Consider the following 21,810-nt stretch of genomic DNA (forward strand, 5'->3'; position numbering starts at 1 on the left):
GGTCCCCCGTCAACCGCGTCGACAACGCATACGGTGACAGAAACCTCGTCTGCACATGCCCCCCAATGGACGCATACGCAGACGCCGCGGAGTAGCATCAAAAAAACCCCGCCGGGTTTCGGCGGGGTTTTTCGCCAATCGGAAACTCATGTTCTGATTTGAGCCCTTTTGGGATGTCGTTTTTACCCAGTGAAGCGTCTTTTTCGCTTGCTGCGCGTGCGAAGGGCTCATAGCTCTGTGCGTGGGACACCCCTCCCCAACGAGGGGCGTGTATCTGGAAGGGTAATACAGATGAGTACTCAAAAACCGGCGACGCGGCCGGCCAATCCGCGTTTTTCCTCGGGCCCTTGCGCCAAACCCCCCACATTTGATCTGACCAAACTGGCCGATGCCGCCTTGGGACGCTCGCACCGTGCCGCCGTTGGCAAGGACAAGCTAAAAGCGGCCATCGAAGGTACGCGCGAGGTGCTTGGCATCCCGGCAGATTACAGGATCGGCATTGTTCCCGCCTCGGACACGGGCGCGGTTGAGATGGCTCTTTGGTCGCTATTGGGCGAACGCAAGGTCGAGATGCTGGCGTGGGAAAGCTTTGGGTCCGGTTGGGTGACCGATGTGGTCAAGCAGCTTAAGATCGACGCCGAGGTGAAGACCGCCGATTACGGACAGATCGTGGATCTGACATCGGTCGATTTCGCCAATGACGTCGTATTTACCTGGAATGGCACGACTTCGGGCGTGCGCGTACCGAATGGCGACTGGATCGCCGATGATCGTCAGGGTCTGACGATCTGCGACGCAACCTCGGCCGCCTTTGCGATGGACTTGCCCTGGGACAAGCTGGATGTGACCACCTTCAGCTGGCAGAAGGTTCTGGGCGGTGAGGCCGCGCATGGGATGCTGATCCTGTCGCCGCGCGCCGTTGAACGTCTGGAGAGCTACACCCCTGCATGGCCGCTGCCCAAGATCTTCCGCCTGACCAAGGGTGGCAAGCTGATCGAAGGCATCTTCACGGGGGCGACGATCAACACGCCGTCGATGCTGGCGGTTGAGGATTATCTGTTTGCACTGGATTGGGCCCGTTCGGTGGGCGGTCTGAAGGGCCTTATTGCCCGCGCGAACGCCAATGCCGATGCCGTGCATGCCTTCTGCGACCGGAACGACTGGATCGAAAACCTGGCCGAAGACGCTGCGACGCGGTCGAACACATCCGTCTGTCTGAAATTCACCGATGCCCGAATTCAGGACGGCGCAAGCTTTGCCAAGGCCGTGGCCAAACGGCTGGAATCCGAGAATGTCGCGCTGGACGTAGGTGCCTATCGCGACGCGCCTGCGGGCTTGCGGATCTGGTGCGGCGGTACGGTCGAGACCTCGGACATCGAAGCGATGCTGCCTTGGCTGGCCTGGGCCTTCGAGGCCGAAATCGCGGCGCAGACAGAAGCCGCCTGATCGCATCCCATCTTTACCGGGCCGCATCGGCCCGGACCTCTCAATACATTCAAGGACCACAAACATGGCTCCCAAAGTACTCGTTTCCGACAAACTCAGCGAAACCGCCGTTCAGATCTTCCGTGATCGCGGCATCGACGTGGATTTCATGCCCGATCTGGGCAAGGACAAGGACAAGTTGGCCGAGGTGATCGGCCAGTATGACGGTCTTGCCATCCGCTCGGCCACCAAGGTCACGCCGACCATTCTGGAAAGAGCCGACAAGCTGAAGGTGATCGGCCGCGCCGGAATTGGCACTGACAATATCGACAAGGAAGCGGCGTCGAAAAAAGGTGTGATCGTGATGAACACGCCATTCGGCAACATGATCACCACTGCCGAACACGCCATTGCGATGATGTTTGCCGTGGCGCGGCAGATCCCCGAGGCCTCGACTTCGACCCATGCGGGAAAGTGGGAAAAGTCCAAATTCATGGGGATCGAGCTGACGAACAAGACACTCGGCGTCATTGGTGCGGGGAACATCGGTGGCATCGTGTGCGAGCGCGCGCTTGGCCTGAAGATGAAAGTCATCGCCTATGACCCCTATCTGGGCGAAGAGAAAGCCGCCAAGATGGGCGTTGAAAAGGTTGAGCTGGACGAGTTGCTGTCCCGCGCCGACTTCATCACCCTGCACGTGCCGCTGACGGATCAGACCCGCAATATTCTGAGCCGCGAGAACCTCGCCAAAACCAAGAAAGGCGTGCGCATCATAAATTGCGCTCGGGGTGGTCTGGTCGATGAGGAGGCCTTGGCCGAGGCGCTGCAATCCGGCCACGTTGCGGGTGCCGCGTTTGACGTGTTCAGTGAAGAACCTGCCAAGGACAACCCCCTGTTCAATCTGCCCAACGTGGTCTGCACGCCGCATCTTGGTGCGGCAACGACCGAAGCGCAGGAGAACGTGGCCCTGCAGGTGGCCGAGCAAATCTCGAACTATCTGCTGACCGGTGCGGTGGAAAATGCGCTGAACATGCCCAGCGTGACGGCGGAAGAGGCCAAGATCATGGGCCCCTGGATCAAACTGGCCGGACATCTTGGCAGCTTTATCGGTCAAATGACGGACGAGCCGATCAAGGCGATCAACATCCTCTATGACGGTGTTGCCGCCGAGATGAATCTGGCCGCCCTGAACTGCGCGGTCGTCGCGGGGATCATGAAGAAGTTCAACCCCGAGGTGAACATGGTGTCGGCCCCGGTTGTCGCCAAGGAACGTGGGATCAAGATCTCGACCACCAATCAGGACAAATCGGGTGCCTTCGAAGGCTATATCAAAGTTACCGTTGTGACCGACAAGCGCGAGCGTTCCATCGGTGGCACCGTGTTCAGCGACGGCAAGCCGCGGTTCATCCAGATCAAGGGCATCAATATCGACGCCGAGGTCGGTGCCCATATGCTCTACACCACCAACGAAGACGTGCCGGGCATCATCGGTGCTTTGGGGCAGACCATGGGCGAAAACAACGTCAACATCGCGAACTTTACCCTTGGTCGATCCGAGGCCGGCGGAGAAGCGATTGCGTTGCTTTATGTCGACGAACCCGTTCCGGCCGAGGCACGCGCCAAGCTGGCGGAAACGGGTCTGTTCACGCAGATCAAGCCGCTGGAATTTGATGTCACCTGACGTGGCCTGTTGAGTTTGAGAAACAGTTCAGGACCCGGTTGACCGAAGGCCCGGGTCCTTTGTTTTCTCGGGCTGCAATCTGCGGCACAAGCGAGCTGAACCCTACCGTCGGAGGATCTATGACACAGCCTGTCTACGTTGTTGGTGATCTGCACGGGCAGGTGGCCGAGCTGGAACGTGCGCTGTCTCTGATCCGGGGCGATGGCGGCCCGGACGCCCAGATCGTGTTTCTGGGTGATTACGTGGATCGCGGCCCTGACAGCCGCGGGCTGATCGAGCGTCTGATTGCCGGGCGCGATGCGGGCCTGAACTGGGTCACTCTGCTGGGCAACCATGATCGCATGTTCGCCTGGTTCATGGAGGATACGCCGCGTCACGATCCGCATTTGCTTGTCGGTTATCATTGGCTGCATGAAAGGCTGGGTGGGGTCGAGACCCTGCGCAGTTATGGGGTGGAATTCGAAGGCCAGATTCGCCTGGAAGATCTGCATCAGATGGCGCAGGCGGCGGTGCCGAAATCGCACCTGACCTTTTTGCGAGATCTGGTTCTGATGCATCAGACGCCCGAGCTTGCCTTTGTTCACGCAGGCATTCGCCCGGGCGTACCGCTCAACGCGCAGCGCGACAACGACCTGGTCTGGATCAGGCAGGATTTTCATGCCCATCGGGGCCCGCATCCCAAGCTGATCGTGCATGGCCATACTCCGGTAGACCGGGCAACGCATTATGGAAATCGCGTCAATCTGGACACAGGTGCCGGATATGGGCGTCCGGTGGGTGTCGCGGTGTTCGAAGGGCAGACCTGCTGGGAATTGACCGATCAGGGCCGTTTGCCGTTGACCCCCTAGATCACCTCGCCCGGCTAAGAAATTTGGAGATTGAATATGTATGTCGCCACTTTGCTGACCAATCCGGCAGCGCCTTCGCTGGATAGCGCATTGCCCGAGTCATTGCGCAATGCGTGGGGTGGCGGGGACATCCTCTGGCTCAACCCGGATGAGGCGGCAGAGTTCGAGTTGAACGCCATCCCCGACAATCGCTGGGACGTTTGGGCAGACCTGCAAGGGATGGGGGTGGACCTGATCGTGCAACCTGCGCAAGGACGGCGCAAACAGATGCTGCTGGCCGATATGGACAGCACGATGATCCAGCAGGAATGTATCGATGAACTGGCGGATGAGGCCGGCGTCGGCGACCGGGTCAAGGACATAACGGCCCGTGCCATGAACGGAGAGCTTGATTTCGAAGGCGCCCTGATCGAGCGGGTTGGTTTGCTGAAAAATCTGGATGAACGCGTCATCGGCAAAGTTCTGCAGGAACGGATCACCCTGATGCCCGGAGGCAGGGAATTGCTGGCGACGATGCGGGCCAACGGGGCCTATACAGCATTGGTATCCGGTGGCTTTACGGCCTTTACCGCGCGGGTGGCAGAGCTTTTGGGGTTTGATGAAAACCGGGCCAACACTTTGCTGGCGGAAGATGGCAAGCTGACCGGAGACGTCGCGCGTCCTATTCTGGGGCGTCAGGCCAAGGTCGAAGCGCTGGCGCAGATTTCAACGCGCCGGGGCCTGTCGGAAAGTGACGTGATCGCCGTGGGTGACGGGGCCAATGACCTTGGAATGCTTGGCCGGGCCGGGACCGGGGTTGCCCTTCATGCCAAACCGTCGGTGGCCGCACAATGTGATGTGCGGGTGAATCACGGCGACCTGACGGCGCTGCTTTACCTGCAAGGCTATTGCCGCGCCGATTTCGTAGGCGGCTGATCAGGACTATCTTTTATTTAACATTTGTGTTAAATAAAGGGTATGAACACACTTCTGACCACGTTTTCCGCTTTGTCCGATGCCACCCGGTTCTCGATTGTCGAGCAACTGATGGAGCAGGGCGAACTGCCTGCCGGTGATCTGATCGAAGGGCGCGGCATGTCTGGCGCCGCGATTTCGCGCCACCTCAAGGTGCTGCGCGAGGCCGGGTTGGTGCAGCAGCGCGTGCAAGGAACCCAGCGCATGTATTCCATCCGATCCGAAGGATTGCGGGCGATTGCCGACTGGACGATTTCCAAGCGGCAATTCTGGGAAGGCAGCCTGGATCGTCTGAGTGATATTATTGAAAGGGAGAATTCATGGCCGACCTGAAACTGGAACGGGAATTCCCCGTCAGCCCCGAAGAACTGTTTGCTTGGATCAGTGACGGCACCAGATTGCTTCAGTGGTGGGGGCCCGAAGGGATGCACGTGCCGGACCACAACCTGGATTTCTCGCGCACCGGTCCTTGGTATTCGGTGATGGAGAATGGCGAGGGCCAGCAATACAAGGTTTCGGGCCACGTGACGCATGTCGACCCGCCTAAATCGGTGGGCTTTACATGGGGTTGGCATGACGATCAGGATCAACGCGGTGCCGAAAGCCACGTGACCCTTTCCGTTTCCGCAACCGGAAACGGTGCCCGCCTTGTGCTGGACCACCGTGAACTGGCCGATGCCGAAGCAGCTGCGAACCACACTCAGGGTTGGACGTCTTCGCTGCGCAAACTCGAAGCACTTTGCACTTAGTTTTTTGTTACGGAGGAGCGATATGCCCAAGTTTCTGTTTGTCTATCACGGGGGTCACACCCCGACCGACCCCGCCGAGATCGAGGCGACAATGGCCGCCTGGGGCGCCTGGTTTCAGGATATGGGAGACGCCCTCGACATCCCCGGAAACCCGGTGGGGCAGTCTTACACCGTCAGCAACAACGGAGTGGTCGATAACGGCGGCGCGAACCCGGCCTCGGGCTTCACGGTGATCAAAGCTGACAATATCGACGCTGCGACCGAGATGGCCAAAGGCTGTCCGATGGTCGTCAACGGCACAGGCTCGGTTGAAGTGGCCGAAATCCACGAAATCGAGATGTGAGGACCTTAGTCGGGGAAACCCGTCGCAGGCTTGATCACGCCGCATTCCAGCCCGCGACGGCTGTATTGCGTGGCGTTCATGAATTTGCGGGTGGCCGGGTGTTCGGCCTCCAGCACGCCAAGGCTTACCAGTATCGCGGCAATCGCGCATTCACTGGCGCGGGTGGTGCCATCGGTGATCTTCAGCGCAACGCCCATGCGTTTTTCCGGAATGATGGCCACGAACACGGCCTCGGCCCCGGTTTTGATGGCCACACGTCCGTTCATCGCGCGCATCAGTTCGGTGCATGCCCGGGTCTCACCGGCAACAAGTTCCGGGTGTTTCACCATCGCGGCCACCAGCTGCATCGCTGCATCGCTGGAACGGTCGGACCGGTCTGCGGCTGAAGCAAACCAAGCCATCGAACGTGCCAAACCGAAAAGAGATGTGGCGAAATTCGGGGCGGAACAGCCATCGATGCCGTATGCCGGGCTGGTCTCGCCCGTTGTTTCTTCGACGGCAGACAGGCAGGCTTGTTGCACCGGATGATCAATTTCAAGGTATTCCGGCCCGGCGCCCATATGCTGTGCCAGAGTCAGAAAGCCGCAATGCTTGCCGGAACAGTTGTTGTGGATCTGGCAAGGCGTGTCGTCCGCCAAAATCAGCCGGTCGCGCGCGGCGGTGTCGGCGGGCTCCTGTGGGCCGCACCGAAGATCGTGCTCGTTCAACCCCAGATGGTCCAGCCACGCCGTCACGCGATCCGTGTGGATTGCCGCCCCGTTATGCGAAGCGCAGGCCAACGCGAGGTGTTCGCTGGTCAGCCCGTATTTCGCCGCTGCCCCTGATGTGACCAACGGAAGCGCTTGAATCATCTTGGCCGATGACCGCGGGTATATGACGGATTGCGGGTCGCCCCAACTGCGCACGATCTGGCCCGTGTCATCGCAAATAACCGCATGACCCAGATGCAGACTTTCCAGCAGAGGGCCGCGCCAAAGTTCTGTCATGGGTACGGGCTGCGTCATCTGGACCTCCGAAATTTATGCGCAAAATTCTGCCAATCGCCCTTTCGCCTGTGGCGAAATCTGCGTTAGTGTGTGTATGTCGGCAATCATCGGAAGACGCAAACGAATAGACGAACCGGCAGGGTTCGCAGACGTGTCCGATGGGTATGAGGTAAGGGTCGAGCTAGGAGGCTGGACAAATGGGATCAATGCTCGTTCGCACGATAGCGGGCCTGTGTGTGGCAGGCATCGCCGCAACATCTGCAATCGCCCAACAGGCGACAAGCACCAACCGGGTTGCTGCAAAAACGGATTGGAGCGTTTTTGTCGAAGACGATCCCACCGAATGCTGGAGCGTCTCGGCACCCAAGGAAACCGTAAACACCCGCGGTGGACGTGTGGTTTCCGTACGGCGCAGCGATATCCTGCTGTTTGTGTTCTATCGCCCGAATGCCGAGGTGAAAGGCCAATTGACCTTTACTGGCGGCTACCCGTTTGCCGCGGGTTCGACGGTGAACCTGAATGTGGACGGGACCGAGTTCGAACTGTTCACAGAAGGCGAATGGGCCTGGGCCGCATCGGATGCGGATGATGCCAAGATCATTACCGCCCTGAAGCGCGGAACCGAGGCGGTACTGACCGCCCGGTCCGAGCGCGGGACGCAGACGAAAGACACCTTCTCGCTGCTGGGATTTACCGCAGCGATTGAAGACGCTGAGAAGCGCTGCACCAACTGATCTTTTCGCGTCGATTGTTGATAAGGCCCCGCCTCGGAGCGGGGCTTTTGACGTCTGGTCATCTGCCAGTTTTGATCCGTATCAAAGTTTCGCGCTCGGCAATGTGAACTAAGTGGTTCAGCCACCTAGAGAGGACATCGTGATGAAACAGAAAACTTGGATCACTCTGGTTCTTGCCGCATCCGTCGCCGTGCTGAGCGCTTGCGAGAAGAACGCTGATTCCTATCCGATATCGGGCGAGCAATGTGGCCCGGAAGATCCGGTTCAGACCCTGGACGCCAGTGATTGCTACACACCGCCGCCGGTAAACTGATCAAAAAGGCCCGGCATGTGAATCGTGCCGGGCCTGCCGGCTTAGGAAACCTTTTGATCTTTGCGCAGGTTCCTATATAGAGGCGCATCCCAAGCCCGATTCCTTTGAGATACGCCAATGTCGCCCAAAGCGCCGATCACCCAAGACGTCATGACCATCCCGCGCAAATTGCCCGACGGGAAGATCAACCTTGTCGGCCTTACGCGCGACAGGTTGCGCGACACCTTGATTGAACACGGCACGCCCGAGAAACAGGCCAAGATGCGCACCGGCCAGATCTGGCAGTGGATCTATCAATGGGGTGTACGCGATTTTGCCCAGATGACCAATCTCGCCAAAGCCTATCGCGCACAACTGGCCGAGCATTTCGTGATCGAAATCCCCGAAGTGGTGACGCGTCAGGTGTCCGAGGATGGTACCCGCAAGTATCTGTGCCGCATCGCCGGCGGGCATGAGGTCGAGGTGGTCTATATCCCCGAAGAAGATCGCGGAACCCTGTGCATCTCGTCCCAGGTGGGCTGTACGCTGACCTGTTCGTTCTGTCACACCGGAACCCAAAAACTTGTACGAAACCTGACATCCGCAGAAATCGTCGGCCAGATCATGATGGCGCGCGACGATCTTGAAGAATGGCCAACCCCCGGCGCACCCAAGGACGAAACCCGCCTGCTGTCGAACATCGTTCTGATGGGCATGGGCGAACCGCTTTACAATTTCGAAAACGTGCGCGACGCGATGAAGATCGCCATGGACCCCGAGGGCATTTCTCTGTCACGCCGGCGGATTACCCTGTCGACCTCGGGCGTGGTGCCCGAGATCGCGCGCACGGCCGAGGAAATCGGGTGCCTGCTGGCGATCTCGTTCCACGCCACCACCGATGAAACCCGCGACGTTCTGGTGCCCATCAACAAACGTTGGAATATCGAGGAACTGCTGACTGCTTTGGCCAGCTATCCCAATGCTTCGAATTCCGAACGGATCACGTTTGAATACGTGATGCTGGATGGTGTGAATGACAGTGACGAAGATGCGCATCGTTTGATCGATCACATCAAGCGACACAACATTCCGGCCAAGATCAACCTGATCCCGTTCAACGAATGGCCCGGCGCACCGTACAAGCGCAGCTCGAACAACCGCATCCGCGCCTTCGCCAACATCATCTATCAGGCCGGCTATGCCTCGCCCATCCGCAAGACACGCGGTGAGGACATCATGGCGGCTTGCGGTCAGTTGAAGTCGGCGACCGAACGGGCGCGCAAATCACGCAAACAAATCGAGGCCGAAACGGGTCTGAGCCGATAGGGTTTGGTCCATCTGGGCCAGGCTTGATCAGATCGCGCCTTAAGTGTTTTCTGGCTCTGTCTGCACGTCACAATTGTTTTGTTCAAACTTAATGTTTCAGATGCTGAAACCACATGCATAATTTGCTATATTTCTCGTGCCCGTCGCTGAATTTGCCTCTTCAATTCGATGCACAAGCCGGTGAGGTGTCCGGGTCAGAGATGGCGAGTTTTTGCGATTCCGCTAGACTGTTCCAAGTGGTGCAGAAAGCGCTCAGGTGAACTGAATTTCAGGTGGGCCACGATTATGAATGCAAGTTCTTTTTCGATCATCCGTTTTGGTGCCGCTGCGCTTGCTATCGTCTCGGGTTCAGGCTTGGCCTTTGCTGACGGCCAGGACGCTCATATCGCAATCGAAAACCCTGCCGAGTTGAGCAAACAAGAGGCTTTGGAACACTACCGATCCCTCAATCGCCGCATGGCGCGTGGCTACGCCGTGGCGCAACTGGACCTGATCCTCAACTACCAAAGCTGGCCGCTTTTCAACGATGCGCCCTATATTTCGGCAACCCACGGGCAAAGGTATGTGAACAGCTATGCCAATCGCATGGCGCATAACTACGCGACGTTGCAGGAAGGTGAAAAACTTCCCATGGGGTCGGTTCTTGCCAAGGACAGCATGACCGTGACGGATGAAGGTCACGTGCATCCCGGTGCCATGTTCGTAATGGAGAAACTGGCAGAAGATGCCAGCCCGGACACAGCGGATTGGCGTTACATCATGGTCTTGCCGGACGGCTCGGTCTTTGGGGACACTATGGGCGACCGCGCCGGTGCCGTGGCCTATTGCCATGTCTGCCACGAACAGGTGGCAGATCGGGACTATACGTTTTACGTGCCGGAAGAGTATCGAACACGCGACTGAGCCGGCTCAGGCTTGTTTTGCGCCTGGCAGTTTCAGTTCCGTTGCCTCGCGGCGGCTGAGTTGTTCGCCCTGCTTGCGCTTTGACAGAACTTCACGAGCCAGCGCGTATTTGTCGTCCTGCCAGAAAATCAAGCAGCCGTTGCATCCTTTGCCACAGCAACCCTCGGTGCCGATGCGGTTGGTTTTGAAACGGCGTTCGTTACCGTCTTCGCCGATCTTTTCAACCAGGGCGTCGCGACGGCGGGCATAGGCGCCAGGGTTGTCACGGCCCGAGGTTTCCAAACCCTGCACCAGCTTGTCAAAGCGGATGCGGCTCCAGTGTTCGTCGGTCAGGGCGCGCTCCTTCCGCAGAACGGAATAGGCGGGGAACCGGGCGCGCAGATCGTCGATATCCTCGTGGTCGAACAGGGTGAAGGGCAGGCGGATCACTGTTTTGGTGCTGCCATGCAACACGTCCATCCGCGCGCCATCGGATGCGCGTTCGAAATCATAGACCCGCAGCAGAACCGTCTCGCGCGAGATGGGCGAGACGAAATCCAGCACATCGCCCGGTTCCAGCTTGTTCTTTACCTCGACCAGAAAGGCATCCTCGGTCACTTCGGTGACGATCCCGGCATATTCCCACTGCGCGATGGACGCCGTGTGCTCGTAATCATGGGCGTAGTTGGTCAGCCGCCCCTCGTGGAAGGCCAGCGTGTAGCCGCGGTTTCCCACGGTCTCCAACTCGCGCATATAGGGTTTCGGGTCCCAGTTCTGGGGGTCGGCATAGTAATCGTCGATGGCCATGCGATAGGCGCGCGCGACGATGGCGGCATAATATTCCGACTTGCCGCGCCCCTCGACCTTGAGGCTGTCCACGCCGATCTTCAGGTATTCGTCCAGCTTTGGCATGATGCACAGATCGCGCGAATTGAGGATGTAGGAACCGCGGTCGTCTTCCTCGATCGGCATCAGATCGCCGGGGCGGCAGCCTTCTTCCAGCAGGAATTCGAACAGGTCGGCGTTTTCCTCGGTGATGCGCAGCTCCTGATGGGTGCCATCCTTCAGGCGCAGTTTCAGCGCATAGTTCCAGCGGCAGGAATTGGCGCAGTTGCCCTGGTTCGCGCCGCGTTCCGCCATGAAGTTCGACAGCAGGCAACGGCCCGAATAGGTCATGCACATGGCACCGTGGACGAAGGCCTCGAGCTTGATGTCGGGGCATTTTTCACGGATCTCCACCAGTTCGGGGTAGGAAACCTCGCGCGCCAGAACCACCAGTTCCGCGCCCTGATCCTGCCAGAACTTCACCGACAGCCATGAACAGATATTGGCCTGGGTCGAGATATGCAGCGGCAGTTCCGGCGCGCGGTCCCGCACGTACTGAAACACGCCGGGGTCGGCGATGATCAACCCGTCCGGCTGCACTTTGCGGACCGTGTCGATATATTCGTCCAGCTTCGGGATGTCCTTGTTGTGCGAGAACAGGTTCAGCGTCAGATAGGCGCGCCGGCCATGGCTGTGGCAGAACTCGACACCCTCGATCACCTCTTCCAGCGAAAACTCGGATTTCGTGCGCAGCGACATATCGGGCGTGCCCAGATACACCGCATCCGCCCCGTAAAGGACAGCGAGTTTCAGCTTGCGCAGATTGCCCGCAGGCATCAGCAATTCAGATCTGAACTGGGTCATGGCGCCACTTGTAAAAGGATCAAGCCGGCCTTCTAATCCAAATGTTTCGAGTCCAAAACCCCGTTATCTGCGACGGAATCGCGCTGTACCGATGACCTTGACCAGTTGCTGTCGCACAGGCTCGGGTTGCGTCTCGATCGCGTTCAGAACTTCGCGCAGTTCGGCCCGCAGCCCATGCATCTGATCAATCAGCGAGATCATCATCGACAGTGCATCTGCCTCCATGTCGTACTGTTCGTGCAACTCGCAGGCAAGTTCCAGACGGGCGACGTCGATACTGTGATAGATCAGCCCTTGGTCTGATTGTTCGGGGATCACAATCTCGGCCGCCAGATATTCGGTCAGCCGATCCGAGGTCAGTCGGGCGACGGTTTCGATCAGTTCCTTCTCGGTCAGGGTCATGACGGCATTCCTTTCCGCGGGTCGTAGCTGTGTGTTTTGCGCCAGGTCTCCATGAACTGTTTCAGATCGTCATCGATTTTGTCGGGCATCGAGACGGTCAGTTCGATCAACTGATCCCCACGCTCGGATGAGCCGCGTTTTTTGACACCCTTGCCCCGCAATCGCAGGGTTTTACCACTGCTGGTGCCCGCCGGTACGCTGACATTCACGCCGCCATCAATCGTAGGGGCGGGGACTTTGCCGCCCAGAATGGCCTCGTCGATCGTGATCGGCAGCGTGATATGGATGTCATCGCCCTGACGTTCAAAAACCGGGTGCTTGGCGACCGAAACCGTCACCAGTGCGTCACCCGGAGGGCCTTCGCCATATCCCGGCGCGCCTTTGCCGCGCAACCGGATGGTCTGGCCGTCGGTGATCCCGGCCGGGATTTTGACCTCGATCCGGTCTCCATCCGGCAAGGTCAATTTCTGACTGGCGCCGAACACGGAGTCCAGGAAGCTGATTTGAAGCGAGTAGTTCAGATTGTGACCCGGTGCGTGAAACTGGTGGCCGCGCTGGCCCCCAAAACCGCCGCGACCACGCATGAACTCGGCGAAGACGTCTGACATGTCGTCGGGATCGGCCTGACGCCCGCGATAGGGGTTTCCAGCGGCCTCGGCATAGTCCCGGTAATACTGCTGTTGCGGGCGCTCCTGACCCGAGGCGTCTATTTCCCCGTTGTCAAAACGCGCACGTGTTTCAGGATCTTTCAACAGATCATAAGCAGCCGCGGCGGCCTTGAACTTGGCCTCAGCCGCGTCATCGCCCGGTTTCAGATCCGGATGGCAATCCTTGGCGATACGCCGGTAGGCTTTTTTGATCTCGGCTGTACTGGCGTCCTTCGAGACACCAAGAACGGTGTAGGGGTCGTCGCTCATATCACTCTCTCAGGTCAAGGACGGGTCTGATCAGGATGAAGGTGTTCTACCATGAGATTTCAACGGGTAAAACGAAAGAGGCGATTGAATTGTCTCGTAAAATCCCGCAGACCTGATAGTATCTGCATATTTATAATTGTCGAATGACGGAGACCGCCGCATGTCACGCAGAATAAAATCCGCCCTGGCCCTGCTGGCCGGGAATGCCATTGGGTTGTTGCTTGCCGCGCTGATATTGTCGGGATTTGCGATCAAGCCGATCTCGTTCATCGTGGTGGTGATAGTCTTCACCGTCGTACAAGTTGTCGCTGAACCCCTGATCCTGAAACTGGGCGAAAAGAAAGCGCCCGCCCTGAAGGGTGGGATCGCCCTGATCGTGACCTTCGTGGGCCTTTTCGTGACCGACCTGATTGCTGCCGGGCTGACCGTTGGCGGGGTTTCGAACCTGCTTGCGGCAACATTGCTGGTCTGGCTGGGGGCGTTGATCGCCAGCGTGGTGCTGCCGATCTACGTGTTCAAAGAACTGCGTGAGCCCAAAAAGTAATCACACAGCGTTCAGGCTGGCTTCGATAGCGTGCCACAATTCTTCCACGGGTTCGCACCCGACGGACAGGCGGATAAAGGCCGGATCAACGTCGTCGCCCCAGCGCGCGCGCCGCTCGGCCGAGCTGTGGACGCCTCCGAATGACGTGGCCGGGCGCAGAAGCGGGCAATTGTTGATGAAGGCTTCGGCCTGGTCTTCGCTGTTCAGCGTCAGGGACAGAAGAAAGCCGAAACGTGTGGTCTGTTCTTGCGCCAGTTTGTGCGACGGGTCATCGGCCAGCCCGGGATAGCGCACCTGTTTCACTGCGGGATGTGCCGCCAGGCGTTCGGCCAATACTTCGGCCGAGCTGCACATCCGGTCGAACCGAACGTCCAGCGTTTCAAGGCCGCGATGCAGCAGCCATGCTTCATGTGGCCCCGGTATGGAGCCAGAGACTTTCCGCCATTCCCCGACCCGTTCCATGATGTCGCCGTTGCGGCTGGCCACATGGCCCATCAGCATGTCGGAATGCCCGCCCATCGCCTTGGTATCGGACGAGACGACCACATCGATGCCCAGATCAAGAGGACGCTGACCCAGCGGAGTCATCGTCGTATTGTCGGCAATGGTTATGCCCCCGGCAGCGCGCACCCGATCCGCCACCTCGGTCAGATCGATCATGTCCAACCCCGGATTCGAAGGGCTTTCGGCAAAGACCACATCGAACCCGTCAAAACCGCCTTCGGCAAAGGCGGTGGTGGGGCGTTCTTCAACGATCACACCCAGCCGCGACAGGAAACGATCGGCCAAAAGGCGCGTCACGTAATAGCCGTCGGAGGGGATCAGCAGGCGTGATCCGGCCTTTACGGTGGCAAACAGTGCCGCGGAAATCGCCGCCATGCCCGAGGGAAAGCTGAGGCAGGGCGCGTCCTCCAAATGCGACAGAACATGTTCCAGATGCACCCAAGTCGGGTTGTCCACCCGACCGTAACTCGCCCGCCCGTCCGGGGTGCCCGGCAGGTGGTACATGCTGCTTTGGGTCAGCGGCAGCGCTACGGGTTCGCCCTTGCTCAGGGCATTTCCACGCAGATGCAGCATCTCTCCGGTCTTGGGTGCCATGGTTCAGCGCCCCGGAATTTCGTCGCGGGGCGGGGCGGGCTCCCAGTTTTCGATGATCTCGACCGCCTCCTGCGCCGTGTCCACAAAGCGGAACAGATCAAGATCCTCGTCCGAGATGGTTCCGGCATCGGCCAGCGCTTTCCAGTTGATGACCTTTTCCCAGAATTCGCGACCAAACAGCAGGAAGGGCACGCGGTCCATCCGGCCGGTCTGAATCAGGGTCAGGGATTCGAACAGCTCATCCATTGTGCCGAAACCGCCGGGGAAAATCGTGATGGCGCGGGCGCGCATCAGGAAATGCATCTTGCGGATGGCGAAATAGTGGAAGTTGAAGCTGAGATCCGGCGTCACATAAAGGTTCGGGGCCTGTTCGTGCGGCAGAACGATATTCAACCCGATAGAGCATCCGCCCGCGTCCTGTGCCCCACGGTTGCCGGCCTCCATCACTCCGGGGCCGCCGCCCGTGACGATCACGTTTTCACGGCAGCCGGTCTCGTTCGATTTCACGGTCATCAGCCGCGCGAACTCGCGCGCCTCGTCGTAATAGGCCGACAGACCAGCCAGCGTTTCCGTTCGTGCGGTGTGTTTCTGCGATGGTTCAGGGATGCGCGCGCCGCCGAACATCACGATGGTCGAGGTGATCTCGCGTTCGCTCATGATCATCTCGGGTTTCAACAGTTCCAGTTGCAGACGCACCGGGCGCAGCTCGTCCCGGCACAGGAATTCGTCATCGGCAAAGGCAAGGCGATAGGCGGACGATCGCGTCTGCGGCGTGTCCGGCACTTCGCTCGCGGTCGAGCGATCTGTCTGCGCATCGCGAAACGGATTGTGGCGGTCTTCTCTCATGGGTGATCGATCCCTGCTTGCGTGTTTTCCAAACAGCTATAGGGTTCGCGGGCAGAGTGCCAGTCACGGAAAGACAAGAATGAATTGGAAGAGCGAAATATCAGCGGCGCGGAATCGTATCGCCGGACATACGCAGGTGACGCCGGTGATCGAGAGCCGAATTCCGGGCCATCCCATTGAGCTGAAGCTGGAGCACATGCAGCACACCGGCAGTTTCAAGGCGCGCGGTGCGTTCAATACGTTGCTGAGCCTCGACGTACCCGATGCAGGTGTCGTGGCTGCATCCGGTGGCAATCATGGTGCAGCGGCGGCCTTTGCGGCGCAGGCGCTTGGGTATCCGGCCAAGATTTTCGTGCCCGAACTGGCAGGGCCATCCAAGATCGCATTGATCCGGCAAACCGGCGCGGATCTGAGCGTTGTGCCCGGCGAATACGCCAATGCGCTGACACAGGCGCAGGCGCATGAAGCGGAAACCGGCGCGATGCAGATTCACGCCTATGATGCGCCGGCTACCGTGGCGGGGCAGGGGACCTGCTTTGCGGAATGGGATGCGCAGGGTCTACAGGCAGATACGGTTCTGGTCGCCGTGGGCGGGGGTGGGCTGATCGCCGGCGCGTTGGCCTGGTTCGACGGAGCGCGCAAGGTCGTGGCGGTCGAACCCCAGACCTCTTGCGCATTGAATGCGGCGTTGCAGGCCGGTGAACCGGTGGATGTTTCCGTATCCGGGATCGCGGCAAACGCGCTGGGTGCGCGCCGGATCGGGCAGATCTGTTTCGACCTGGCACAGGGGATGACGTCGGTTCTGGTGTCGGATGACGCCATCGCGGCGGCGCAGAAGATGCTGTGGCAGGCGCATCGTATTCTGGTGGAACCGGCGGGCGCCACGGCGTTGGCAGCCTTGACCTCGGGCGTGTATCGGCCCGAACCGGGCGAGCGCGTGGCCGTTCTGGTGTGCGGCGCGAACATTGCGCCGGACCCGCTTGCGGGGTGAATTATCTGGTTGAGGATAGCTGTCGTAGATTTTATCTATAATTTATGACCGCTACGATCTCGGACACGATTTACCAGAACCTCAGCCAGCAAATCATCACCGGAGAGCTGGGCGCCGGGGAAAAGCTGCGGCAGGATCATATTGCCCGCACCTTTGACACCAGCCATGTTCCGGTGCGGGAAGCCCTGTTGCGGCTTGAGGCGCATGGATTGGCCCGGCACGAGCCGCGCCGGGGCATGCGGGTCACGGCGCTGGACCCGGCAGAGGTGCGAGAGGTCATCGAAATGCGTGTGGCGCTGGAAACACTGGCGTTGCAACAATCGGTGCAGAACATGTCTCCGGTCGCATTGGACAAGATCGATCGCGCACGCATCGCCTGTGACGAGGCGCAGACGATGCCCCAATGGGAAGCGTTGAACAGAGCATTTCATCGCGCCATCCTGACACCTTGCGGGCTGCCCCGTCTGTTGCACACCATCGACGATCTGCATATCGCAAGCGCACGCCACTTGTTTGCGCACTGGCGGTCGAAATGGGTGCAACAAACTGACAAGGATCACGCTGCACTTGTTCAGGCGCTCAGGCGGAAGGACCTGAGCACGGCAAAAGGTATTCTGACCCGACATATACGCCGCGCCAGCTGATTGCGGGCCTTTCAGACGCAAAACGGCCCGTGTTCGTCGCATTGCGCCATTGGCCCGGCTTGCGTATAGGCCAAACCAACATGAACAGATTCTGTAGGGAGACGCCCCATGTCCAACGCGCAACTGGAAGCCGCCATCGAAGCCGCCTGGGAGGCACGCGACACGATCACACCCGCCACGGCAGGTGAACAACGCGAAGCGATCGAAGACACGCTGAACGCGCTGGACAGCGGGTCGCTGCGTGTTGCCGAAAAGCTGGAAAACGGCGACTGGCACGTGAACCAGTGGGCCAAAAAGGCGGTTCTGCTGGGCTTTCGCATCAAGGACATGGAAATTCAGACTGGCGGTCCGCAGGACGGCGGTTGGTGGGACAAGGTGGACAGCAAGTTCGCAGGTTGGGGTGAAGATCAATGGCGCTCGGCCGGGTTCCGCGCGGTTCCCAACTGCGTTGTGCGCAAGTCGGCCTATATCGCGCCGGGCGTAGTGCTGATGCCGTCCTTCGTCAACCTTGGCGCCTATGTGGATGAAGGCACCATGGTCGACACCTGGGCGACCGTCGGCTCATGCGCGCAGATCGGCAAAAACGTCCACCTGTCGGGCGGTGTAGGCATCGGCGGCGTGCTGGAGCCGATGCAGGCCGGCCCGACCATCATCGAGGACAACTGCTTTATCGGCGCGCGCTCCGAGGTGGTCGAGGGCTGCATCGTCCGCGAAGGCTCGGTTCTGGGTATGGGCGTGTTCATCGGCAAATCTACCAAGATCGTGGATCGGGAAACCGGCGAAGTGACATATGGCGAAGTCCCGCCCTATTCCGTGGTCGTTGCGGGTTCGATGCCGTCAAAGAACAACATCAGCCTGTATTGCGCGGTGATCGTGAAGCGGGTGGATGAAAAGACCCGGTCGAAAACCGGCATCAACGAATTGCTGCGGGACTGATCGCCCCGGTTGTACAGAAAGGCCGGAGCTGAACCGCTCCGGCCTTTCCAGTTTTTGGGGTGTTACGCGTATGTGACCGAACCTTGGTCAGAGCCGGTCCTGAGATTGTGTCCAGGCTCGGACGAACGCTCTGTGTGGATCAGCGATTTTCACCCTGCATAGCGTCAACTTCTGAGCTTCCTGCGTTGGTTTCCGTGCCTTCGCTTTCGCTGTCGCCTTCGCTTTCGTTGTCGCCGCCGCTTTCGTTGTCGCTTTCGCTGTCGCCGCCACTTTCGTTGTCGCCACCGCTTTCGCTGTCGCCTTCGCTTTCACCGCCGCCGTCTTGGGCATGAACTGCACTTGGCGTCAAAAAAGACAGCACGGCGACAGAAGGTACTCCGGAAAGCACAATCACACTTGCAGTTGTCATCATTAACTTGGACAGAACACTCATTTTAATTTTCCTGTAAAAAATGACTTACGCAGTGGCTGCATCTGAGAGTTGGCTTCTCTTCACCGTTGTGAAAGGCAGGAAGCGCGTCGAACTCAGCAGGAAATAGCTATAATTGAGGCCAAGATGTGGCAGAAATGTGCCCGATTCAACTCCGGGAGTGGAGATGAAACGCTGCTCAATTTTTGGGCGAAAACGGGAAAAGGGCTTTGCTGAGTCGCATTTCTGCAAGTCCTCAGTGCCTATGGGCGGGGCAAGGGGCTGCGTAAGATCCCATACTTAAAGCTAGGATCAATGGAAGCAGTTGACCCTTCAAAACGCCGCGCGTAATGCAGGGCCCATGGAAAAGCGCAAGAAGCCCTCACGTCAGCAAGTCTATACCCTTCTGGTCCAAATCGGCCGTAAGGATGGCGACGGGCTGCCCGACGGTGCGACCGGGGCGGCACTGATCTGCTACGCCAGTGGCGTGGACGAAGCCGAAGCCGTGCGCGAGACGGTGGCTATTCTGAAGCAGGCCGACACCGCGCCTTTGGATGTCACCGGGTACGGGACCTTGGCCGAGCGTGAGGCACAGGGACATGAAATCGAACCTGACGAACGTGCCCTGATGCAGCGTGCTCTGGATGAAAACGCCGTGATCGTCGCGCAGATGACACCGTTCTTCGGAGACGAGGCGCAGGCCTAGTTCCGCATACCGAACCACTTGCGATAGATTTCGTCATAAGTTCCGTCTTCGCGCAATGACAGCAGGGCCTGGTTGACATCCTCGACCAGAGGCGACCCGGTCGGGAAAGCGATGCCATAGTTCTCGCGCAGGAAGACGCCGCCTGTCATCGACGCCGTTCGCCGGCCTTCATGGGCCGCATAGTAGGAAAGGATCGGCGCGTCGAATACGACGGCATCCAGTTGTTTGGACTGGAACGCATCCAGCATCTGCTCTAACCCGGGATAGCCGGTGAATTCAATATCACGCCGGTTCAGAAAACTTGCCGCGGTCGAGTCCGTGATTGTCCCGACACTTTTGCCATACAGGTCATTCACCGAATTCACGCTGCCTGTGATCGCATCCACGGTCATGACCGAGGTGATGCGGGCCGTGAAAACGGACACGATGAACAGTGACGAAACAACCAGAACGACACCCAGAAGCCGGCCGAACGGCGTGCGCGGCATCCTCTCTTCGAACCCGCCGTTCACGACAAGGTTCAGCGCCCACCAGAACGAGGGAAACCAAGCCTCATTCAGCTTGCGATCGAAATAGGGTTGAGCACTACGTTCAAAGCTCCACATCAACATGCCGCCGCCCAACAGAATGGCGAAGGCCAGGCCGATGGCGATAAACAACTCTTTTGAGAGCAGCGCATGCAGCAGCGAAGGCTGGCGCGCGGCTTCCGATGGCACCATGATCTGTAGGCCCGCCTCAAAGATCGGCTGGCTGAAGTCCATTTGCGTTTCCCGCAGCGCGGTTATCGAGATATTGGCGACCGCAAGATCGGCGGACCCATTCTGAACCGCCTCCAGCATATCCGAGAATGAATCGACCCGATTGATGGAATAGTCCCAGTTCAGCGCCTCTGATAGCGCGGCGAGAAGATCCATTGAAAAGCCGGTTTCCGCACCGTCTTCGACATAAGAAAACGGGGGACGGGTCACCGTCGTGACCGTGAGGGACTGTGCCATGCTCTGCTGCGCTAGGACGGCGAAAGTCAGGCAGATCAGTGCGTAGAATGCGCGCTTCATTTTCATTCACCTGTTTCGCGGCCCTGTAACGCGATTGTGCAGCGGGCGGCAAGATGGTCGCCGGGTAAACCGCCATGATTTGTTAGGGTGTCGCTTTGATATCTGCACATTTGGTCGCAACGATATTTTTGCGAATTGGGGTTGGAAAACCGGCCAATTCGTTGAATCTGTGCGCGAACCCGCGAAAGATACAGTTCCAGAGGCCATTGCATGACCGACCCCGTCCAATTGACAGCCGATCTGATCCGTTGCCCATCGGTCACACCTGCCGAAGGTGGCGCGCTGGTTCTGCTGGGATCGGTGCTGGCGGATGCGGGGTTTGAATGCACGCGTGTCGACCGTGGTGGCGTCAGCAACCTGTTCGCACGATGGGGCCAGAAAGGCCATCCGCGCAGTTTCGGGTTCAACGGCCATACAGATGTTGTGCCGGTCGGCGACGAGGCCGCGTGGACGATGCCGCCTTTCGGGGCCGAAATACGCGATGGTGTGATGTATGGGCGTGGGGCAACGGATATGAAATCCGGCGTTGCGGCGTTTGCGGCGGCGGCAATCGATTTCGTGCGCGACACCCCGCCGGACGGAGCCATCATCCTGACGATCACCGGCGACGAGGAAGGCGACGCGCTGGATGGCACGACCGCCTTGCTGGATTATATGGACGGCGCGGATGAACATATGTCTGTCTGTCTGGTGGGTGAGCCGACCTGCCCGAACAAGATGGGCGAAATGATGAAGATCGGCCGTCGCGGGTCGATGACTGCTTGGTTTACCATCACCGGTGTTCAGGGGCATTCGGCTTATCCGCATCGTGCCAAAAACCCTTTGCCAGCCATGGCGCGGCTGATGGATCGGCTGGCGGGGCACGAACTTGATCAGGGCACGGACCACTTCGATGCGTCGACATTGGCAGTGGTGACAATCGACACCGGGAATGCGGCCACCAACGTAATCCCGGCGCAGTGCAAGGGAACGGTGAATATTCGTTTCAATGATCTGCATTCCGGGGCCAGCCTGAGTGACTGGCTGAAGTCGGAAGCAGATCAGGTGGCCGCTCGGTTCGGCGTTGAATTAGATGTCGCAATCAAGATTTCAGGCGAAAGCTTTCTGACCCCGCCGGGGCCCCTGTCGGATCTGGTGGCCAAAGCGGTAGAAGCGGAAACAGGCGCAACGCCCGAGCTTTCGACGACCGGTGGTACGTCGGATGCGCGTTTCATCAAGAACCATTGCCCGGTTGTAGAGTTCGGTCTGGTCGGGCGCACGATGCATCAGGTCGACGAGTGCGTCGAGGTGGCCCAGATCCAGCAGCTCAAATCGATTTATAGCCGCATCCTGACCGACTATTTCGCCTGATCC

Annotated in this window: 25 protein-coding genes; 17 read left to right on the forward strand and 8 right to left on the reverse strand. The window is 59.1% G+C overall.

Features of this window, described 5'->3' with window-relative positions; all coding sequences use genetic code 11:
• The first annotated feature begins 291 nt into the window (after nucleotides 1-291).
• The 7 genes from ACR0E2_RS17310 to ACR0E2_RS17340 all read left to right on the forward strand — a co-directional run bounded on the left by ACR0E2_RS17310 (nucleotide 292) and on the right by ACR0E2_RS17340 (nucleotide 6,000).
• Nucleotides 292-1,446: a phosphoserine transaminase gene (locus ACR0E2_RS17310; protein ID WP_480447334.1), complete on the forward strand. Its 1,155-nt coding sequence runs from the start codon at nucleotides 292-294 to the stop codon at nucleotides 1,444-1,446.
• 64 nt (nucleotides 1,447-1,510) lie between these two features.
• Nucleotides 1,511-3,106, forward strand: coding sequence for a phosphoglycerate dehydrogenase (serA, locus tag ACR0E2_RS17315; protein ID WP_480447335.1), 1,596 nt, complete (start codon nucleotides 1,511-1,513; stop codon nucleotides 3,104-3,106).
• A gap of 119 nt (nucleotides 3,107-3,225) precedes the next feature.
• Nucleotides 3,226-3,954: a metallophosphoesterase family protein gene (locus ACR0E2_RS17320; RefSeq protein ID WP_152459332.1), complete on the forward strand. Its 729-nt coding sequence runs from the start codon at nucleotides 3,226-3,228 to the stop codon at nucleotides 3,952-3,954.
• 36 nt (nucleotides 3,955-3,990) lie between these two features.
• The gene (gene serB / locus ACR0E2_RS17325; protein ID WP_171119969.1) at nucleotides 3,991-4,869 is read left to right on the forward strand and encodes a phosphoserine phosphatase SerB; all 879 of its coding nucleotides are present in this window, start codon (nucleotides 3,991-3,993) and stop codon (nucleotides 4,867-4,869) included.
• A gap of 42 nt (nucleotides 4,870-4,911) precedes the next feature.
• Nucleotides 4,912-5,241 carry an ArsR/SmtB family transcription factor gene (locus ACR0E2_RS17330; protein WP_480447336.1) on the forward strand — a complete coding sequence of 110 codons (330 nt, stop codon included), beginning with the start codon at nucleotides 4,912-4,914 and terminating at the stop codon, nucleotides 5,239-5,241.
• Nucleotides 5,229-5,657: an SRPBCC family protein gene (locus ACR0E2_RS17335; protein WP_480447337.1), complete on the forward strand. Its 429-nt coding sequence runs from the start codon at nucleotides 5,229-5,231 to the stop codon at nucleotides 5,655-5,657. The genes ACR0E2_RS17330 and ACR0E2_RS17335 overlap by 13 nt, the downstream gene beginning before the upstream one ends.
• A gap of 22 nt (nucleotides 5,658-5,679) precedes the next feature.
• Nucleotides 5,680-6,000 carry a YciI family protein gene (locus tag ACR0E2_RS17340; protein ID WP_480447338.1) on the forward strand — a complete coding sequence of 107 codons (321 nt, stop codon included), beginning with the start codon at nucleotides 5,680-5,682 and terminating at the stop codon, nucleotides 5,998-6,000.
• Between the two features lie 5 nt (nucleotides 6,001-6,005).
• Here ACR0E2_RS17340 and ACR0E2_RS17345 read toward each other — a convergent pair whose 3' ends face one another.
• Nucleotides 6,006-7,004, reverse strand: a complete 999-nt coding sequence (locus ACR0E2_RS17345) for an asparaginase (protein WP_480447339.1) — start codon at nucleotides 7,002-7,004, stop codon at nucleotides 6,006-6,008.
• A 179-nt stretch (nucleotides 7,005-7,183) separates the two neighbouring features.
• On the opposite strand from ACR0E2_RS17345, the gene ACR0E2_RS17350 reads away from it, so the two are divergent.
• The 4 genes from ACR0E2_RS17350 (at nucleotide 7,184) to ACR0E2_RS17365 (ending at nucleotide 10,241) form a co-directional block, all read left to right on the forward strand.
• Complete coding sequence (locus tag ACR0E2_RS17350) at nucleotides 7,184-7,720, forward strand: invasion associated locus B family protein (protein WP_171119964.1); 537 nt, start codon at nucleotides 7,184-7,186, stop codon at nucleotides 7,718-7,720.
• A 142-nt stretch (nucleotides 7,721-7,862) separates the two neighbouring features.
• A complete protein-coding gene (locus ACR0E2_RS17355; RefSeq protein ID WP_171119963.1) occupies nucleotides 7,863-8,033 on the forward strand; it encodes a hypothetical protein in 171 nt (56 codons plus the stop codon).
• Between the two features lie 117 nt (nucleotides 8,034-8,150).
• A complete protein-coding gene (rlmN, locus tag ACR0E2_RS17360; protein WP_171205236.1) occupies nucleotides 8,151-9,338 on the forward strand; it encodes a dual-specificity RNA methyltransferase RlmN in 1,188 nt (395 codons plus the stop codon).
• 285 nt (nucleotides 9,339-9,623) lie between these two features.
• Nucleotides 9,624-10,241, forward strand: coding sequence for a cytochrome P460 family protein (locus ACR0E2_RS17365; RefSeq protein WP_480447340.1), 618 nt, complete (start codon nucleotides 9,624-9,626; stop codon nucleotides 10,239-10,241).
• A gap of 6 nt (nucleotides 10,242-10,247) precedes the next feature.
• Here the strand turns inward: ACR0E2_RS17365 and ACR0E2_RS17370 are convergent, their stop codons facing one another.
• From ACR0E2_RS17370 to ACR0E2_RS17380, 3 genes are all read right to left on the reverse strand, one after another.
• A complete protein-coding gene (locus ACR0E2_RS17370) occupies nucleotides 10,248-11,909 on the reverse strand; it encodes a U32 family peptidase (RefSeq protein WP_480447341.1) in 1,662 nt (553 codons plus the stop codon).
• A 63-nt stretch (nucleotides 11,910-11,972) separates the two neighbouring features.
• On the reverse strand, nucleotides 11,973-12,311 hold the full coding sequence (locus ACR0E2_RS17375; RefSeq protein ID WP_171642075.1) for a hypothetical protein: 339 nt from the start codon (nucleotides 12,309-12,311) through the stop codon (nucleotides 11,973-11,975).
• Complete coding sequence (locus ACR0E2_RS17380; RefSeq protein ID WP_480447342.1) at nucleotides 12,308-13,228, reverse strand: DnaJ C-terminal domain-containing protein; 921 nt, start codon at nucleotides 13,226-13,228, stop codon at nucleotides 12,308-12,310. The genes ACR0E2_RS17375 and ACR0E2_RS17380 overlap by 4 nt, the downstream gene beginning before the upstream one ends.
• Before the next feature lie 160 nt (nucleotides 13,229-13,388).
• On the opposite strand from ACR0E2_RS17380, the gene ACR0E2_RS17385 reads away from it, so the two are divergent.
• Nucleotides 13,389-13,772 carry a hypothetical protein gene (locus tag ACR0E2_RS17385; RefSeq protein WP_152459320.1) on the forward strand — a complete coding sequence of 128 codons (384 nt, stop codon included), beginning with the start codon at nucleotides 13,389-13,391 and terminating at the stop codon, nucleotides 13,770-13,772.
• Here ACR0E2_RS17385 and ACR0E2_RS17390 read toward each other — a convergent pair whose 3' ends face one another.
• Together ACR0E2_RS17390 and ACR0E2_RS17395 are read right to left on the reverse strand one after the other, a co-directional pair.
• Complete coding sequence (locus tag ACR0E2_RS17390; protein WP_480447343.1) at nucleotides 13,773-14,870, reverse strand: cystathionine gamma-lyase; 1,098 nt, start codon at nucleotides 14,868-14,870, stop codon at nucleotides 13,773-13,775.
• A 3-nt stretch (nucleotides 14,871-14,873) separates the two neighbouring features.
• Entirely contained in the window at nucleotides 14,874-15,716 is an 843-nt protein-coding gene (locus ACR0E2_RS17395) for an LOG family protein (RefSeq protein ID WP_152459318.1), read from the reverse strand.
• Nucleotides 15,717-15,795: 79 nt separating this feature from the next.
• Between ACR0E2_RS17395 and ACR0E2_RS17400 the strand changes: the two genes are divergently transcribed.
• The 3 genes from ACR0E2_RS17400 to dapD all read left to right on the forward strand — a co-directional run bounded on the left by ACR0E2_RS17400 (nucleotide 15,796) and on the right by dapD (nucleotide 18,287).
• Nucleotides 15,796-16,707, forward strand: coding sequence for a threonine/serine dehydratase (locus ACR0E2_RS17400; RefSeq protein WP_480447344.1), 912 nt, complete (start codon nucleotides 15,796-15,798; stop codon nucleotides 16,705-16,707).
• Nucleotides 16,708-16,751: 44 nt separating this feature from the next.
• Nucleotides 16,752-17,351 (forward strand): GntR family transcriptional regulator, encoded by a 600-nt coding sequence (locus ACR0E2_RS17405; RefSeq protein WP_171205242.1) that lies wholly within the window; start codon nucleotides 16,752-16,754, stop codon nucleotides 17,349-17,351.
• Between the two features lie 108 nt (nucleotides 17,352-17,459).
• Entirely contained in the window at nucleotides 17,460-18,287 is an 828-nt protein-coding gene (gene dapD / locus ACR0E2_RS17410) for a 2,3,4,5-tetrahydropyridine-2,6-dicarboxylate N-succinyltransferase (protein WP_171119955.1), read from the forward strand.
• A gap of 139 nt (nucleotides 18,288-18,426) precedes the next feature.
• On the opposite strand, the gene ACR0E2_RS17415 is transcribed toward dapD, so the two are convergent.
• Nucleotides 18,427-18,720: a hypothetical protein gene (locus tag ACR0E2_RS17415; protein WP_480447345.1), complete on the reverse strand. Its 294-nt coding sequence runs from the start codon at nucleotides 18,718-18,720 to the stop codon at nucleotides 18,427-18,429.
• Nucleotides 18,721-19,057: 337 nt separating this feature from the next.
• Here ACR0E2_RS17415 and ACR0E2_RS17420 point away from each other — a divergent pair, with 337 nt between their 5' ends.
• Nucleotides 19,058-19,402, forward strand: a complete 345-nt coding sequence (locus tag ACR0E2_RS17420; protein WP_171119954.1) for a hypothetical protein — start codon at nucleotides 19,058-19,060, stop codon at nucleotides 19,400-19,402.
• Here the strand turns inward: ACR0E2_RS17420 and ACR0E2_RS17425 are convergent.
• Complete coding sequence (locus ACR0E2_RS17425) at nucleotides 19,399-20,457, reverse strand: transporter substrate-binding domain-containing protein (protein WP_171119953.1); 1,059 nt, start codon at nucleotides 20,455-20,457, stop codon at nucleotides 19,399-19,401. The two genes, ACR0E2_RS17420 and ACR0E2_RS17425, sit on opposite strands and share 4 nt — an antisense overlap.
• Nucleotides 20,458-20,667: 210 nt before the next feature.
• On the opposite strand from ACR0E2_RS17425, the gene dapE reads away from it, so the two are divergent.
• Nucleotides 20,668-21,807: a succinyl-diaminopimelate desuccinylase gene (dapE, locus tag ACR0E2_RS17430; RefSeq protein ID WP_480447346.1), complete on the forward strand. Its 1,140-nt coding sequence runs from the start codon at nucleotides 20,668-20,670 to the stop codon at nucleotides 21,805-21,807.
• Nucleotides 21,808-21,810 lie beyond the last annotated feature (3 nt).

This window comes from Ruegeria sp. A4 (assembly GCF_056543025.1).